Raw genomic sequence first — 17,115 nt, forward strand, 5'->3', positions numbered from 1 at the left:
ATATTATCTGGTTTGAGTAAAACGGTTATCAATTTTTGGATTAATAGTATCTACTTTTTTAAAATAGTCTATCATAGCGTTTCTAATTTTATAATTTAAATAATAGGTAGTGTCATTAGGCTTAAAAAAAAGCATGCTGTCTCCACCATCATACAAATAATCGTTTGTGGCTAGATAATAAGTTTTGTCTTTAATAATAGGCTTTCCTTGAATTAGAGCTTCACTAATACTATAGTCTTTATCTAATGTAAGTGTTATGCCTTGAACAGGATGTGCTTTTTTTGCTTTACTTAAATATTGCATCATACTATCTATTTGTTGTCCTTTTAATGCAACAACAACAATACTGTTTTCAAATGGCATCACTTGAAACGCAGTTTCGGTAGTAATATTTCCCTCAGAAATTATAGAACGAATACCACCATGATTCAATATTACAGCGTCAATATTTTTATTTGTTCGTTTATTAAAAATAGAATTACCTTGTTTAAAAACAATATCTGCCATTAAATTACCTATTGCTGTGTTTAAATCACCATCTGTTTTACTGTAGGTTTTTGGAGCGTAAGAGATTATGGTGTTCATGTCTTCTTGTAAACGTGCTCTATATGGAGCGATTTCGTTTTCAAATTCCTGATTAATGGCAAGGCTATCTTTTATTCCTATTTGTTTGCCTTCAATTTTCGAAATTACCATTGGTTTTTGCTTACAAGAGTAGATAAAAAACAATAGACAAATTAAAAATGGTATGTAGTGTTTTCTCATTAGTAATACTTAGATATTTAAGTCAATAATTAGTTAGGTTTTTGCTATTTTTGTAGAAAGCTTAAATATAAATGATTTTAAAAGGATTTAAAGAAAAATCTAAAAAAAACTACATTAATTCTCAGTTAAAAAACCGAATAATTAAAGAGTTTAATACTAAAGTTGCTAGTATTGGAGTTGTGTTTAATACCGATGAGATAAATGAAATTCCTGACTTTAATGGTTTAGCACAAGCTTTGGGTATAGAAAAAGAGAAAGTTGAGGTAATAGCTTTTAAATATAGAGTAGAAGAAAAAGAAAAAGAAAGCTTATTTAATCCCACATTTTCTTCAAAACAAATAGGTTGGAGAGGTGTAATTAAAGACCAAACCTTACAGCAATTTTTAAATAAAGAATTCGATATCTTGATAAGCTATTATAAAAAAGATGTAACAGCTTTAAAGCTAATTACAGTAGCATCAAAAGCAAAACTTAAAGTTGGTGTTTTAGAAACAGATGAACGTATTAACGATATAATAATAAAAACTGAGATAAATAATTTTTCAACATTTACTTCAGAAATAAAAAAATATCTCAATATTCTAAATAAAATTTAAATAATGAAAAACCCTTTTTTAGGAACAGGAATTGCTATTGTAACACCATTTACAAAAGATGGAAATGTAGACCACAAAGCTTTAGCAAATATTGTAGAATTTAATATTGAAAATGGTACAAATTACATTGTAATTAGTGGTACAACTGGAGAAAGTGTTACGATTACAAAGCAAGAAAAACAAGACATAATAGACACCATTAGTAAAGCAAATAATGATCGATTGCCATTAGTTCTAGGAATAGGAGGAAACAATACAGCTGAGGTAATAAACGAAATAAAAACTACAGATTTATCTCAATTTGCTGGCATTTTATCTGTCTCTCCATATTACAGCAAACCTACTCAAGAAGGAATATACCAACACTTTAAAGCAATTTCCCAAGCGTGCCCAATTCCAATTATACTATACAATGTGCCAGGAAGAACAGCCTCTAACATGTCTCCAGAAACAACGTTAAGACTAGCAAAAGATTATGAAAACATTGTAGCGGTAAAAGAGGCAGGAAATAATGTTGCGCAATATTTACATTTATTGAAAGATAAACCAGAAGGTTTTGGAATAATTTCTGGTGATGATGATTTAGCACTTGCTGTAGCTTTAGCAGGAGCAGATGGTGTAATTTCGGTAATTGGACAAGCTATGCCAAAAACATTTTCTAAAATGATTGCTTTAGGACGCGAGGGAGAGGCAAAGAAAGCTTATAAACTTCATTTTAAGTTAATGGAGATTACAAGTCTTATTTTTTCTGAAAATAATCCAGCAGGAATTAAAGCCGTTTTACAAGCATTAAACTTATGCAATGATACTGTTCGCTTACCATTAGTTGAGGCAACAGATGATTTAAAGCAAAAAATTAAAAACTATTTATCAAACTTCAATAGTTAAATATTACTTAAAGCAAGTGGCAGTAGTATTTGTTCTGTTATTTTCGCTTGTAAATAATATTTTTAAAATCCATATAAATAGCGTATTTTTGCATCTTGTTCAAGATGGTGTTAAATGAGTATGGCTTATTTACAAAGAGCAAAAAAATAAAACATTAAAAATTACAGATGAAAAACATCTTTTATATACTATTAATATTAGTAACTTTTAGTTCATGTAGCGAGTATCAAAAGGCTCTCAAGTCTGAAGATGCAACTCAAAAATATAAAGTTGGAGAAGAGTTATACAATGCAGGAAAATATGCAAAAGCAAATCGGTTGTTCGAGCAAGCCATACCTCAATTTAGAGGAAAGCCTCAAGCCGAAAGATTAATGTTTTTAAATGCAGATGCTTCATACCAAATGGACCAACATTATGTTTCTGGTTATCATTTTGAGCGTTTTGTTTCCGCTTATCCAAAAAGCACAAAAAGAGAAGAAGCCCTTTTTAAAGCAGCAAAAAGTTACTATCATTTATCACCAGTGTATTCTAAAGATCAAGAAGACACTTATACAGCCTTAGAAAAGTTACAAGAATACATAAACGTATATCCTGAATCTACTAACGCCAAAGAAGTAAATGCTCTAGTAAAAGAATTAGATTTTAAATTAGAAAAAAAAGCATTTGAAGTAGCAAAGCAATACAATAGAATTTCAGACTTTAAAGCATCAATTGCAGCAATAGATCATTTTATTATTGATTTTGCCGGAACCTCTCTTAGAGAAGAAGCACTTTACATAAGATTTGACTCTGCATACCAATTGGCCTCAAAAAGTGTTGAGTATAAAAAGAAAGCACGTTTAGAAGCAGCTTTAACATATTATAACAATTTTAAAAAAGCTTATGCTAATTCTGAGTTTTTAGAAGATGCAACCACAAAGTACGAAAGTGCTCTAGAACAATTAGAACAGTACAATACTAAAAGTTAATATAACTACTATGGATTTAAAAAAAATCGATGCTCCATTAAGTACAACAACTTACAATAGAAATGAAGTTGATGCACCTACAGAAAACATTTACGAAGCAATCTCAATAATTTCTAAAAGAGCAGAGCAAATTAATTCTGAAATAAAAAAAGAATTAATTGAAAAGTTAGAAGAATTCGCAACATTTAATGATTCTTTAGAAGAGGTTTTTGAAAACAAAGAACAAATTGAAGTTTCTAAGTTTTATGAAAAATTGCCTAAACCACACGCTTTAGCAGTTAAAGAATGGTTAGATGGTAAAATATACCACAGAAACACAGCAGAAGAAAATCAAGACTAATTAGTATGTCTATTTTAAGCGGCAAAAATATACTTTTAGGCATTAGTGCTGGTATTGCTGCTTATAAAACAGCTTCATTAGTAAGAGAATTTATTAAAGCAGGTGCCAACGTAAAAGTTATAATGACACCTGCTTCTAAAGATTTTGTAACACCGCTTACACTTTCTACACTATCTAAAAATCCTGTGCATTCTTCGTTTTATAATGAAGATGATGAAAACGCAGAGTGGAACAATCACGTTGAACTCGGCCTTTGGGCAGACTATTTTTTAGTCGCTCCAGCAACAGCAAACACTTTATCTAAAATGGCAAGTGGCACCTGCGACAATTTGTTGTTAGCAACCTATTTGTCTGCAAAATGTCCAGTATATTTTGCTCCAGCTATGGATTTAGATATGTACAAACATCCATCAACATTAAATACTTTTAATACACTTGAGAGTTTTGGTAATATCATGATTCCTGCAACTACTGGAGAATTAGCTAGTGGCTTAGTTGGACAAGGTCGTTTGGCAGAACCAGAAGATATTGTTGCATTTATAGAAGCAAATATTTTAAAAAAATTACCTTTAAGAGGCAAGAAAATACTTATTACTGCAGGACCAACCTACGAAGCTTTAGATCCTGTTCGGTTTATAGGTAACCATTCTAGCGGTAAAATGGGATTCGAAATTGCAAAAGCATCAGCAAATTTGGGAGCTGAGGTTTGCTTAATTACTGGTCCAACACATCAAGAAGTTAAGCATAGTTTTATAGAGGTTATTCCTGTTGTTAGTGCAGAAGACATGTACAATGCAACACATAAATATTTTAAAACAGTAGATGTTGCTATACTTTCTGCAGCAGTAGCAGATTACAAACCAAAAGAATTCTCTAATTCTAAAATAAAAAAGAAAGACGCAGCGTTTATATTAGAATTAGAGAAAACAAAAGATATTTTAGCTTCTTTAGGCGCAATTAAAACAAAACAAATTTTAGTTGGTTTTGCATTAGAAACAGACAATGAACTCGAAAATGCAAAAGGCAAACTAAAAAAGAAGAATTTAGACTTAATTGTTTTAAATTCGTTAAAAGATAAAGGTGCTGGTTTTAAATCAGACACCAATAAAGTCACTATCATCGATAGTAAAAATAATATTAAAACTTACAAATTAAAATCTAAAGCCGAAGTTGCTACAGATATTTTAAGCGTAATAACACAAAAATTAAATGCGTAATTTACTTATACTTTTAGTCTTTTTTGCAACACGTTTTGGGTTCGCTCAGGAGCTTAATTGTAACGTAGTTGTTAATGCGCAGTTAACAGGGAATGAGAATTTTCAGATATTTAAAACTTTAGAGACTCAACTTAACGAATTTGTTAACAAAACACAGTGGACCAAAAGAAAATTCAAACCACAAGAGGCAATCAATTGTAACATTGTTATTAATGTAACTGGTTTAAGTGGAGAAAATTTTGACGCTTCAATACAAGTACAATCTTCAAGACCAGTCTTTGGTTCTTCATATACAACGCCTATTTATAACATGAACGATAAAGATTTTACGTTTAAATATTTAGAGTTTCAAAATTTAATTTATAACGAAAACCAATACGTGTCTAATCTTATATCGGTTTTAGCGTTTCACATTAATATGGTTCTTGGTTTAGATGCAGACTCTTTTTCAAAAGAAGGAGGAGATGTGTATTATAAACAAGCACAGCGCATAACAAATTACTCTCAACAAGAAAATTATAAGGGTTGGAAGTTAGAAGATGGCCTTCAAAGTAGATTTGCTCTAATAGACAATATCTTGTCTCCAACATTTAAAGATTTTAGAACTGTAATGTATAATTACCACAGGAATGGTATGGATATTATGAGTCAAAACACAAAAGATGCAAAAAATGAAATAGTTTCTGCATTAACGTTTTTTAAAGCAATGAATGCTAACAGACCAAATTCTTTTTTAGCTCGTGTGTTTTTTGATGCTAAAGCAGAAGAGATTGAACAAATTTTTTCTTCAGGACCAAATGTAGAGATAGCAGATTTAATAGAATTATTAAATAGAATTGCACCTACACATGCCAGTAAATGGAGAAATATCAAGTATTAAAACAATGTATTCATTATTTAAAAGTATAAAGCACGACTTTATAACTTTATAAATTTAACGTTAAAGAATGCTCACTTCACTATCAATAAAAAACTACGCTTTAATCGATCATTTACATGTCGATTTTAATAATGGTTTTACAATTATCACAGGAGAAACAGGAGCAGGTAAATCTATTCTATTAGGAGGATTATCTTTAATTCTAGGTAAAAGAGCAGATTTAAGTAGTTTGCGAGATAAAGAATCAAAATGCGTTATTGAAGCTGTTTTTGATGTCACTAACTATAATCTAGAAAGCTTATTCAGCACAGAAGATTTAGATTTCGAACCACAAACTATTATTCGTCGTGAGATTTTACCAAGCGGAAAATCGAGAGCCTTCGTAAACGATTCTCCAGTAAACTTATCTAGCTTGCAATTATTAGGCAATAGGTTGGTAGATATTCACTCGCAACACGAGACACTTCAATTAGTAGACGATGCTTTTCAATTTCAAGTAATAGATGCTTTAGCCAATGTAGCTAACGATCTAAATGTTTATTCTCAAAAGCGTAAAGAATATAAAACGCTTAATAAAGCACTCAATCAATTAGTTGCTTTTCAAACAGAAGCCATTAAAGAGCATGATTATAACTTGTTTTTATTAAATGAATTAACCCAAGCAAAATTAAAATCAGAAGAACTTGAAAGTTTAGAAGAAGAACTTGAAACATTAAGTAATATTGATGCAATACAAGAAAAATTAACAGCTTCAAATCAATTATTTAGCGATGAACAAATTGGAGTTCTAAACAATGTAACCGAATTAAAAAATACGCTTAAACAACTGTCAAGTATTTCAAATAAATACGAAGACCTATATAATAGAGTAAATAGTAGTTTAATCGAGTTAGACGATGTATTTAGTGAGTTAGAGCGTTTTCAAGAGGACTTAGAAGCAGATCCAAATAGATTACAAGAAGTAAATGCTAGGTTAACATTAATTAATAATTTGTTTCAAAAGCATGTTGTTAATTCTATTGAAGATTTAATTATAATACAAGCACAGTTGTTAGAAAAAGTTTCAGCAACCGAAAATGTAGATGCAGATATTAATACAAAAAAATTAGAAATAGCAAAAGCACAACAAGAGCTAGATGCTATTGCTTTAGTTATTCATAACAAAAGAAAAAAAGCAATTCCAGTATTAAAAATCAAGTTAGAAGCTATTTTAGCGCAATTGGGAATGCCAAATGCACAGTTTAATATAGTATTAAATATTACTAATACATACTATCCTAATGGTAAAGAAGAATTAAATTTCCTATTTTCTGCTAATAAAGGAGGCGATTTTAAACCCTTAAAAAAAGCAGCATCAGGAGGAGAATTGTCTAGAATAATGTTAGCGATAAAATCAATTTTAACACAATACATAAAGTTGCCAACCATAATGTTCGATGAAATAGATACAGGAGTTTCAGGCGAAATTTCAAATAAAATGGCAGATATAATGGCTGGTATGAGTACAACTATGCAAGTGTTTAGTATCACGCATTTACCACAAATTGCAGCAAAAGGACATACACATTTTAAGGTGTACAAAGAAGATGTAAACGAAATAACAACCACTAATCTAGTGCAATTAAATCATGACGAACGTATTGTAGAAATAGCACAAATGCTAGGAGGAATAGAGGTGTCTAACTCTGCATTGGCTCATGCAAAAGAGTTATTAAATTAAATAAGTGTATTTTAAATAGGAATAGAAGTTATGAATGAATTTGATGACGCAGAAGACATACTTTTCGAGGTAGATACTCTCATCTCTCAAGAGAAAATTGTAGAAGCCAAAAAAATGTTATACGAAGTTTTAAGTAACTTTCCAGATTATTGTAAAGCTCACAATCATTTAGGGTGGATTTATCACCAAAAAATGACTAATTACACAAAAGCAGAAACCCACTTTAAATTGGCTTTAAAATATGCCAAAGATTATTTTTCGCCTTATATGAATTATTCTTATTTTTTAATAGATCTAGGAAAATATAATGAAATGATTACTTTTGGAGAACACGCTTTAAAAGTTAAAGGCGTAGACGAAGGCACCATTTTAAATCAAATGGCAAAAGCTTACGAATTAAAAAACAATCTAGAAACAGCATATTCGTTTTACGAGAAAGCAAAAATTAAATCCACTGCCAGTGGTTATATAGAAGAAATAAATGCATCTTTATATAGAGTGAAAGAAAAAATGAATTTCTTTCAAAAAATTAAATATATTTTTAGATAAACAAAATAACTAATCAACTAACAACTAAAAGCATGTCATACAATTTATTAAAAGGAAAAAAAGGAATCATATTTGGAGCATTAGATGAGAACTCTATTGCATGGAAAACAGCAGAACGCGTGCATGAGGAAGGTGGAACCTTTGTTTTAACAAACGCACCAGTTGCCATGAGAATGGGACAAATTAATGCCTTAGCAGAAAAAACAGGTTCTCAAATTATTCCTGCCGATGCAACAAGTGAAGAAGATTTACAAAATCTTGTAGAACAGTCTATGGAAATTCTTGGTGGCAAAATAGATTTTGTTTTGCACTCTATAGGTATGTCTATAAATGTAAGAAAAGGAAAAGCGTATACAGACCAAAAATACGATTGGACTCAAAAAGGAACAGACGTTTCTGCAATGTCGTTTCATAAAGTTATGCAAACCTTGTACAAACAAGATGCTATGAACGAATGGGGAAGCATAGTCGCTTTAACCTATATGGCAGCACAACGTGTGTTTCCAGATTATAACGACATGGCAGATAATAAAGCCTATTTAGAAAGTATAGCACGTAGTTTTGGATATTTCTTTGGTAGAGATAAAAAAGTAAGAGTTAATACCATTTCGCAGTCTCCAACACCTACAACAGCAGGAAGTGGTGTTAAAGGTTTTGATGGCTTTATAGCTTACGCCGAAAAAATGTCACCATTGGGTAATGCTACAGCATTAGATTGTGCAAATTATACTGTAACTCTTTTTAGCGATTTAACAAAACGTGTTACTTTGCAAAACCTTTATAACGATGGCGGTTTTAGTAATATGGGCGTTAGTGATGCGGTAATGGATACCTTTATGAAGGAATAATATAAATAAATTTTTATAAATAAGAAAGGAAGTAATTTTTCTTCCTTTCTTATTTTCTTATTTTAGGTGAGGTATAAAAACTTTAAACAGATATTAATTGATAATTAAAGGTTTTGGTTTTCAATCTCTGGTGAGTTTATGTCATAACCATAGGCTCTCCAAAATGTGGATCCTTGCCCATTAAATTTCCAAGCAATTTCATTAGTATTAGTAACTTCCCAAAAACCATAATCGCCTTCACATATTAGGGTATTTCCATTGGTTAACCTTACAGCTCCAGATATTTTACTAAAAAAAAGGTTTTCATCAGTAAAACTCCAAACAATATTTGGTTCATTATTGGTATTAGGTAAAAGATTAAATGGTTCTGGTATTTCTAATTCATAAACTGTTGATTGTGAAGTATCAACTCCATTTTCATAAATTAAAATGTTACCAAAACCAGGTTTATTCTCTTTAATTAAATTTGGAAAATGATTTCTATGAAACAATTGCTCACCAAGACTGTTGCGATATGCGGTTGGATTTCCAAATCTGTAAAGTAAATCTCCACCTTTATTGTAATTACCACCAGAATGAGTACTTGCTTGTTGAGTTGTAGTATTATGATCTATTACCCAAACTTCATTGTAAAAATTAACACTTATATAAATCACATCTTTTTCTTCATCAATATCAATACCATTTGCATGCCAATTATCTCCATTATCTTCTATTAAATAATTAAAATCAATTAATTGAGGGTTGTCGCCTACATTTCCAAAAGTAGGTAAAGTAGATACAGCTTCTTGTATCATATGATCTATACTATGCCACTCCCAAACAATTTGATTAGTTGAAGGGTTTACTTCCAATAAGGCTTCAGGATAAACATCTACATTAGTCTGAATTCCCATTCCTTGCGCAGTAATAGCGTCAACTTTTTCCCAAACCAAAAACAGTACATTCCCATTTGGAAGCATTTCTACATCATGATGCGCTAAATAATTTTGTGATGCATACTCATATTCCCATTCTGTAACTCCTTCACTATTTAAGATTCTTATTATACCACCATAACCTCCAAATTCAAAAAAAGGAGCTTCAGTTTTAAACATACCTAAAAGTCTACCATCTGGAAGAATTTCTAAATCATTGCCTAGCTTAATGTCAAAATTCCATTCTTTTATTGTATCTCCTATTTTGTCAAATAGGAAAGCGTTTTTAGCTCCATTTTCTACTCCTAAAACATAACTATCTTCAATACTGTTTTCATTATAAATTTCTATGGCATCGTTTAAGATAACTGGTTCCTCAATAATACGTATATCATCATTTTTACATGCATTTAGTAAAACAATTAAAGTAAATAACAAAATTTTATTTAATAATCTCATAGTCTTAAAAGTAATGTATTAGTTTACAAATTTACAACAACATTTTTAATTAAAAAATAATTTGCTTTTCATGTATTTAGTCGATAGTTTTATTTGTTTTATCGATTAATAATTAGATATATTAGGTAATTCATTTTAATATTAATATATTCGTAGGTATATCTAACTAAAAATTATATTAATTATGAAAAAAATTACATTATTATGTTTTGCTTTATTTGCGTTATGTTGGCAAGCAAACGCTCAGTTTAGCGAGGATTTCGAAGCTGGAGTTCCCGGATTATTTACAGAAATGCAAGATGCCTCTGCTGTAGCTTGGGGTTCTTGTGGAGGATCTTTAGGTTTACAAACTTGTGCTATTACTGGAACAGCATCTGCAACTTTTTATGATACTTCTTATTCAGCTACAGTTACATCTTTAACTACTCCAACTATGGATTTATCTGCTGCAAGTGGTTTTAGACTTAAGTTTAACCACTCTCAAGAGGCTTGGTTTACAGATCAGAATACTTTAGAAGTATTAATTTCTACAGATGGAGGTACTACATTTACTTCCATGGTAAATTATACTACTAGTATTGTTGCTTTTGTTGAAGAAATTATTGATTTAACACCTTATACTCCAACTGCAACTACTCAAATTAGATTTGAAGGTACTTCGGTCTATGGTCGTTCTATAGTATTAGATGATGTTGTTGTAGAACCTTTACCAGCTTGTATACCAACAGTGGTAGATAGTTCTACAGTAGTGGACGATTGTGGAAACAGTCAATTTAGTGTAGATGTCGTAGTTTCTACTGTTGGTGATGGTACTAATATAACAGATGGTTTAGGAGGAACTTTCCCTGTAGTTGCTGGAACAGTAACAGCTGGTCCTTATACAATTGGTGATACAATAACATTAACAGTAGAACATACAGATGGAGCTTGTGATTTCTCTGAAGATTTTGAAACAGGTTGTACACTTCCTGGAGAAGTGTGTGAAAACGCTATTGTAGTGGGTTCACTTCCATACAATACAACAGATACTACTGCTAATTTTGGAGATGATTATACTGGTTCGCCAGGAGCTTCAGGTTGTGGTTCAACTAGTACCTATTTAAATGGAGATGATGTTGTGTATGCATACACAGCAACAGCAGACACGAGTATTAACGTGAGTTTAACTGGTATAGGTGATACTTATGTAGGTGTATTTGCATACGAAAATTGTGCTGATATTGGTACAGCTTGTGTTGCAGGAGCTATAAATAGTTTTTCAACTGCTGATTTAGAGTTTGATTTAGCAGTTGTTAACGGAAGCACTTATTATGTAGTAATTTCTACATGGGCAACGCCACAAAGTTCTACTTATACTTTAGACATTACAGAAAATTTCTGTACAGCAGCAACAGTAACTATTCCTGCCGCTGCTATAGATAATGCTAATTGTCCAGCAACTGTAGATGTTTCTATATCTATAGACGATTTAGGAGATGCAACATCATTAACTATTACTGCTGAAGATGATATGGGTAATCCAGCTGGTACTGGTGGTACTGTTACTGCAACTGGAATATTTACAATTACAAATATTCCTGTTCCACAAACGTCATGGACTATTAAAATAGCACACAGTTCAGATATTACTTGTGATTTATACATAGGGCCATTTTTTATAGAATGCCCGCCAGCTAATGATGATCTAGCTAATGCTATGCCAATAGTATGTGGAGATGTAGTTACAGGAGATAATAGTTATGCAACTTTAGATGAAGACACTGCACCAGATCCTACAGGAGGAGCGGATACAGATAGTCCAAACGTATGGTATAGCTGGACAGGAACAGGTGATGATGTAACCTTATCTACAATAGCAGCAGGATTTACTTTAGATACTGATATTATCGTATTTACAGGTACATCTGGTGCTTTAACAGCAATAGTTGGTGGATATGATGAAGGTGGAGCTCCTCTTTATCAATCTGAAGCAACTTTTACATCAGTTTTAGGAACAGATTATTTAATTGCCGTAGATGGTTATGGTTCAGCAAGTTTAGGAACTTTCCAATTAACTATGACATGTGTATCACCACCACCAGTAAACGATGAATGTTCAGGTGCTATTGCTGTTGCTTTAGGAGCAGATACAGCATTCGATAACACTGGTGCTACAGATTCTGGAGTTGCTACATGTTATTCTGGTGCAGTTTCAGACCTTTGGTATTCATTTGATGCTCCAATGTCTGGAGATGTAACTATTACTGTAGGTGCTGGTACTCAATTTAGTTTGTGGTCTGGTGCTTGTGGTACTTTAGCACAAGTTGGAACTTGTGATCAAGTTGCACATACAGGTTTAGCATCAGGTACCTATTACTTATCTGTAACAGATGATGGTGGAGCTAGTACTCTAAGAGTAGATGATACTGCTACTTTATCTACTACAGATTTTGATAGTTCTGTAGGCTTTACTTACTATCCAAACCCAGTAAATAATACATTAACATTAAGTGCTCAAAAAGAGATTTCTAATGTTGCAGTATTTAATATGTTAGGTCAAGAAGTTATTAGAACTGCACCAAATGCTGTTTCTAATGATGTTGATATGTCTAACTTACAATCTGGAGCTTACTTTGTACAAGTAACTATAGGCCAAGCAGTAGAGACAGTAAGAGTTATTAAAAACTAATAATTAGTCATATATGTTTTACTAAATTTAGTACAACATAAAAATTTTAAAAGCCACTCTTTTTAGAGTGGCTTTTTTATTTACATTAGTTTACATTTGTGTTATGCAATTGCTTTTTTCATTTATAATACCAGTATATAATCGTCCAAACGAGATTCTAGAACTCTTAGAAAGTTTCTTGATACAAGAGCCTCCTATTGAATATGAAATTGTTATTGTAGAAGATGGTTCTACAATAACCTCAAAACAAGTTGTAGATAATATTAAATCACAGCTTAATATATCTTATTATTATAAACAAAATTCTGGACCTGGAGACTCTAGAAATTTTGGTATGCAAAAGGCAAAAGGTAATTATTTTATTATTCTAGATAGCGATTGTATTTTACCAAAAGACTATGTAATTGAATTAGAAAAAAACTTAAAAGCAAAATATGTAGATTGTTTTGGAGGACCAGATGCTGCACACCACTCTTTTACTAACCTTCAAAAGGCTATTAATTTTAGTATGACCTCTTTTATTACAACAGGTGGAATAAGAGGAAATAAAAATAGTGTAAATAAGTTTCAGCCTAGAAGTTTTAATATGGGAATATCGAAAAAAGCGTTTAACGCTACCCAAGGATTTGGAAGAATTCATCCAGGTGAAGATCCTGATTTATCTATACGTTTATGGAATTTGGGTTTTGATACTGCTTTTTTTGAAACGGTTTATGTTTATCATAAAAGAAGAATTTCATGGTCGAAGTTTTATACTCAAGTTAAAAAATTTGGAATGGTTAGACCAATTTTAAATACTTGGCATCCTTCAACAAAAAAAATAACCTACTGGTTTCCTATTGCATTTGTTTTGGCTTTTATACTTTCTGTTTTAGCTGCTTTTTTTAATTTAATGCTACCAATATATCTTATATTAGGGTATTATATTTTGGCTTTTATTGTAGCTTTAATAGAAACAAAAAATATTATCGTTGCTTTTCAATCTTTAATAGCTATAACAATACAGTTTTTTGGTTATGGTATTGGTTTTTTAAAATCTACATTTTTTGTTGGTATTTTAAAACGCAACCCAGAGAAGCAATTTCCAAAATTATTTTTTAAAATTTAATATGTCTTTAGTCCCAAGTAAAATAAAAACGTTTATGAGAAGCAAGAAACTAAATGTGTTTCTAATATTCTTTTTATTAGCTTTCTTTATTTTAGTGCTCTCAAGACTATCTGCAAACTATACAAGTACAGTTAAGTTTAAAGTTAATTTAGAAAATGTACCAGAAGAAATGATTGTACTTAACGATTCTTTAAATACTTTAAACTTAACCATGTCTACAAATGGTTTTGCATGGTTAAAATATTATACAAAGACACCTTCTATTGCTATAGATTTTAAAAACGAAGTTAGAAAAAGTGACTCTTTGTTTATTTGGTCTTTATCTAGAGGCTTTGCTGGAATAAATCTGCAATTTGGTAAAGACATAGACGTAAAAACAATTAATCCAGACTCTCTTTTTTTTAAAGTAGATATTAATGCCGTAAAAATAATTCCAGTTAAGCCCAATATAGAAATTAAATTTAGTCCTGGTTTCAATGTTTTAGAGGATCTTAAAACGAAACCAGATTCTGTTAAAGTTATTGGCCCACAGTCTTTACTTAACACTTTAAATTTTATTGAAACCGAACCTCTTAAAAAGAATAATATTAATAAGCCATTTAGTACACAATTAAAATTAAAGATTGAAGCATTAGATTCACAAATACTAGTAAAAACAAAAACGGTGAGTATTGATGTTAAAACAGAAAAATTTACTGAAGGTACTTTTAATCTACCCATTAAAATAATTAATATTCCTAACAATTTAGAAGTAAACTTTTTTCCAAAAACAATTAATTTGTCTTTTTATACAAGCCTAGAAAGTTATAACTCAATAAAAGAAAGTGACTTTGAAATTGTGTGCGATTTTAACGAGCACAGTAACACATCGTCTTACTTATCAACAAAGTTAGTTAAATTTCCAAAAGCCATTAAAACATCGCGTTTACACCAACAAAAGATAGAATATATAATTTCAGAATGATAACCGTAGGACTTACAGGTGGAATAGGTAGTGGAAAAACCACAGTTGCCAGAGCGTTCGAAGCTCTTGGTATTCCTATCTACATCGCAGATGATGAAGCTAAACGGTTAATGAATACCTCTAAAGTAATAAAACGAAAACTTATTGCGCTTTTTGGAGAATTAGCCTATGTAAATAATACCTTAAATAGACCTTATTTAGCGAAAACCATTTTTAACGATAAAGCGCTTTTAGAACAAATGAATGCGATTGTGCACCCAAAAGTTGGAAACCATTTTAAGAAATGGAAGAAAAAACAAAAAGCACCTTACGCAATTAAAGAAGCTGCAATACTTTTTGAAAACGGAAGTTATAAAAACTACGATTATATAATAACTGTTATTGCGCCAGAGAAAGAACGTATTGCTCGTGTAATGAAACGAGATCATGCAAGTAAAGAAAAGGTTGAAGCCATTATAGCTAATCAATGGAAAGATGAGATAAAATCTAGCCTTTCAGACTTTGTTATTGTAAACACAAATCTTGATTCTACAAAAGAAGCGGTTTTAAAAACACACAAAAAACTCTTAAAATTAAGTGCTAAAGCTTGAATTTTAACATTTGTGTTAATGTAAGGTTAAATGCGTCGCTTACTAAATGTTAAAATATTAATTTTGAATGGATGAGTAAAAAAGTGTTTTTTGTGCTGGTAATCCTTATGAGTTTATCTCTAATAGGTATCATATTTGTTCAAGGCTATTACATTTCTAATTCCATTAGTAACAAAGAAAACAACTTTAATTTTACAGTAAAGCAGGCATTAATTCATGTCTCTAAAAAAATAGAGAAGGAAGAGTACAGAGACCACGTTATTAAAGTAAGAAAACTATTAGAGCAAGGTATCGAAGTAAATAAAGATACTACAGCTATAATTAATCTTTACATTAAGCAAGAAAATCAAGCAAATAACGAAACCCTTGTTTACAGAAATGCCATTTTAGAAGAGAATTATAAATTATCTTCTGCGCTCTTTGACATAGGTTTAGATAGTACAAGCATTAAAAAAATTATTAATGAAAACGAAACCAAAATCTATAAAACTAGTGAGATAGATGGTAAAAAATCATCTGACGCTTTATTGAGCCAAATAGGTAAAACAGAAGATATAATGTACGAAACACATTATGAAAATTTTGCCTACAGAAAGCCAATACACAAGCGTACCTCAAGAGAAGAAATAGATAGATTGCTTAAATTAAAACTATTGCAAGACGGAATAGATGTTAATTATGAGTTTGCCATATATAGTAATGATTTAGCAACTAAAGTACAAACAGAAAATTTTGAATTAGAAAACCAAAATACCTTAGGATTTCCTATTTTTTCTGGAGACAATGGTAACAGTAATTATAAATTATTAGTCAATTTTCCTCAAAGAGATAAATTTATATGGTCTTCTGTTTTAGGTATGTTGGGTTTATCTGTTTTGTTTACATCAATAATATTAATAGCTTTTATAACAGCATTAATACAAATAATGAAACAACGTCAAATTTCTGAAATCAAAACAGATTTCATTAATAACATGACACATGAATTTAAAACACCAATTGCAACTATAAATTTAGCTTTAGATTCTATTAAGAATCCTAAAATTATAGACGATAAAGAAAAGGTAGCACGCTACTTACGAATGATTCGTGAAGAAAATAAACGTATGCATGCACAGGTGGAAAATGTGTTAAGAATATCTAAACTTGAAAAAAACGAGCTAAACATTAGTAAGGAAGGTATAAGTTTACACGACCTAATTGAAGATGCTATTTCTCATGTAGAATTAATTGTTGAAGATAAGCAAGGTAGTATAGAAACAGAGCTTATGGCAACTAAGTCTTCTGTTTTAGCAAACGAAACGCATTTTATAAATGTTTTAGTTAATATTTTAGACAATGCCATTAAATACACACCAGAAGCACCAATAATTACTGTAGAAACTGTAAATGTTGGTAATAATATTTTAGTAAGTATTAAAGATCAAGGTAGCGGAATGAGTAAAGCTGCTACAAAACGTGTTTTCGAAAAATTTTATAGAGAACACACAGGAAATATACATAACGTAAAAGGTCATGGTTTAGGCTTGGCTTATGTAAAAAGAATTGTAGAAGACCATAGTGGTCATATATCATTAACAAGTGAAAAAGATAAAGGAAGCACTTTCACAATTAAGCTTCCATTAATATCGTAATATT

The 17,115-nt window shown here is 30.8% G+C and carries 16 protein-coding genes; 14 read left to right on the forward strand and 2 right to left on the reverse strand.

The features are described 5' to 3' along the window. Window positions 1-3 precede the first annotated feature (3 nt). The gene (locus tag P8H50_RS06730; RefSeq protein ID WP_300206937.1) at window positions 4-696 is read right to left on the reverse strand and encodes a 5'-nucleotidase C-terminal domain-containing protein; all 693 of its coding nucleotides are present in this window, start codon (window positions 694-696) and stop codon (window positions 4-6) included. Between the two features lie 140 nt (window positions 697-836). Between P8H50_RS06730 and P8H50_RS06735 the strand changes: the two genes are divergently transcribed. From P8H50_RS06735 to P8H50_RS06775, 9 genes are all read left to right on the forward strand, one after another. Next, window positions 837-1,361, forward strand: a complete 525-nt coding sequence (locus P8H50_RS06735) for a hypothetical protein (RefSeq protein ID WP_300206940.1) — start codon at window positions 837-839, stop codon at window positions 1,359-1,361. A 3-nt stretch (window positions 1,362-1,364) separates the two neighbouring features. Further along, window positions 1,365-2,249 carry a 4-hydroxy-tetrahydrodipicolinate synthase gene (gene dapA / locus P8H50_RS06740; RefSeq protein WP_300206942.1) on the forward strand — a complete coding sequence of 295 codons (885 nt, stop codon included), beginning with the start codon at window positions 1,365-1,367 and terminating at the stop codon, window positions 2,247-2,249. Between the two features lie 167 nt (window positions 2,250-2,416). After that, window positions 2,417-3,217 (forward strand): outer membrane protein assembly factor BamD, encoded by an 801-nt coding sequence (bamD, locus tag P8H50_RS06745; protein WP_300206943.1) that lies wholly within the window; start codon window positions 2,417-2,419, stop codon window positions 3,215-3,217. Between the two features lie 10 nt (window positions 3,218-3,227). Further along, complete coding sequence (locus P8H50_RS06750; protein ID WP_300206944.1) at window positions 3,228-3,557, forward strand: DNA-directed RNA polymerase subunit omega; 330 nt, start codon at window positions 3,228-3,230, stop codon at window positions 3,555-3,557. Between the two features lie 5 nt (window positions 3,558-3,562). Continuing rightward, entirely contained in the window at window positions 3,563-4,774 is a 1,212-nt protein-coding gene (gene coaBC, locus P8H50_RS06755) for a bifunctional phosphopantothenoylcysteine decarboxylase/phosphopantothenate--cysteine ligase CoaBC (RefSeq protein WP_300206947.1), read from the forward strand. Continuing rightward, window positions 4,767-5,654, forward strand: a complete 888-nt coding sequence (locus P8H50_RS06760) for a DUF4835 family protein (RefSeq protein ID WP_300206949.1) — start codon at window positions 4,767-4,769, stop codon at window positions 5,652-5,654. Before coaBC ends, P8H50_RS06760 begins: the two co-directional genes overlap by 8 nt. A 67-nt stretch (window positions 5,655-5,721) precedes the next feature. After that, the gene (recN, locus tag P8H50_RS06765) at window positions 5,722-7,374 is read left to right on the forward strand and encodes a DNA repair protein RecN (RefSeq protein WP_300206952.1); all 1,653 of its coding nucleotides are present in this window, start codon (window positions 5,722-5,724) and stop codon (window positions 7,372-7,374) included. A 30-nt stretch (window positions 7,375-7,404) separates the two neighbouring features. Then, on the forward strand, window positions 7,405-7,923 hold the full coding sequence (locus P8H50_RS06770; RefSeq protein ID WP_300206954.1) for a hypothetical protein: 519 nt from the start codon (window positions 7,405-7,407) through the stop codon (window positions 7,921-7,923). A 32-nt stretch (window positions 7,924-7,955) separates the two neighbouring features. Further along, window positions 7,956-8,771, forward strand: a complete 816-nt coding sequence (locus P8H50_RS06775) for an SDR family oxidoreductase (protein WP_300206957.1) — start codon at window positions 7,956-7,958, stop codon at window positions 8,769-8,771. Window positions 8,772-8,875: 104 nt separating this feature from the next. On the opposite strand, the gene P8H50_RS06780 is transcribed toward P8H50_RS06775, so the two are convergent. Continuing rightward, window positions 8,876-10,147, reverse strand: a complete 1,272-nt coding sequence (locus P8H50_RS06780; RefSeq protein ID WP_300206960.1) for an aryl-sulfate sulfotransferase — start codon at window positions 10,145-10,147, stop codon at window positions 8,876-8,878. Window positions 10,148-10,331: 184 nt separating this feature from the next. On the opposite strand from P8H50_RS06780, the gene P8H50_RS06785 reads away from it, so the two are divergent. From P8H50_RS06785 to P8H50_RS06805, 5 genes are all read left to right on the forward strand, one after another. Beyond that, a complete protein-coding gene (locus P8H50_RS06785; protein WP_300206962.1) occupies window positions 10,332-12,815 on the forward strand; it encodes a T9SS type A sorting domain-containing protein in 2,484 nt (827 codons plus the stop codon). 103 nt (window positions 12,816-12,918) lie between these two features. Beyond that, on the forward strand, window positions 12,919-13,923 hold the full coding sequence (locus P8H50_RS06790; RefSeq protein WP_300206965.1) for a glycosyltransferase: 1,005 nt from the start codon (window positions 12,919-12,921) through the stop codon (window positions 13,921-13,923). Between the two features lie 34 nt (window positions 13,924-13,957). Then, window positions 13,958-14,887: a YbbR-like domain-containing protein gene (locus tag P8H50_RS06795; RefSeq protein ID WP_300206967.1), complete on the forward strand. Its 930-nt coding sequence runs from the start codon at window positions 13,958-13,960 to the stop codon at window positions 14,885-14,887. Further along, the gene (gene coaE, locus P8H50_RS06800; protein ID WP_300206970.1) at window positions 14,884-15,477 is read left to right on the forward strand and encodes a dephospho-CoA kinase; all 594 of its coding nucleotides are present in this window, start codon (window positions 14,884-14,886) and stop codon (window positions 15,475-15,477) included. The genes P8H50_RS06795 and coaE overlap by 4 nt, the downstream gene beginning before the upstream one ends. A 107-nt stretch (window positions 15,478-15,584) precedes the next feature. Next, on the forward strand, window positions 15,585-17,111 hold the full coding sequence (locus tag P8H50_RS06805) for a HAMP domain-containing sensor histidine kinase (RefSeq protein WP_300206973.1): 1,527 nt from the start codon (window positions 15,585-15,587) through the stop codon (window positions 17,109-17,111). The last annotated feature ends 4 nt before the right edge of the window (window positions 17,112-17,115 follow it).

Source organism: Lacinutrix sp., from assembly GCF_029238095.1.
Lineage (GTDB): Bacteria > Bacteroidota > Bacteroidia > Flavobacteriales > Flavobacteriaceae > Lacinutrix.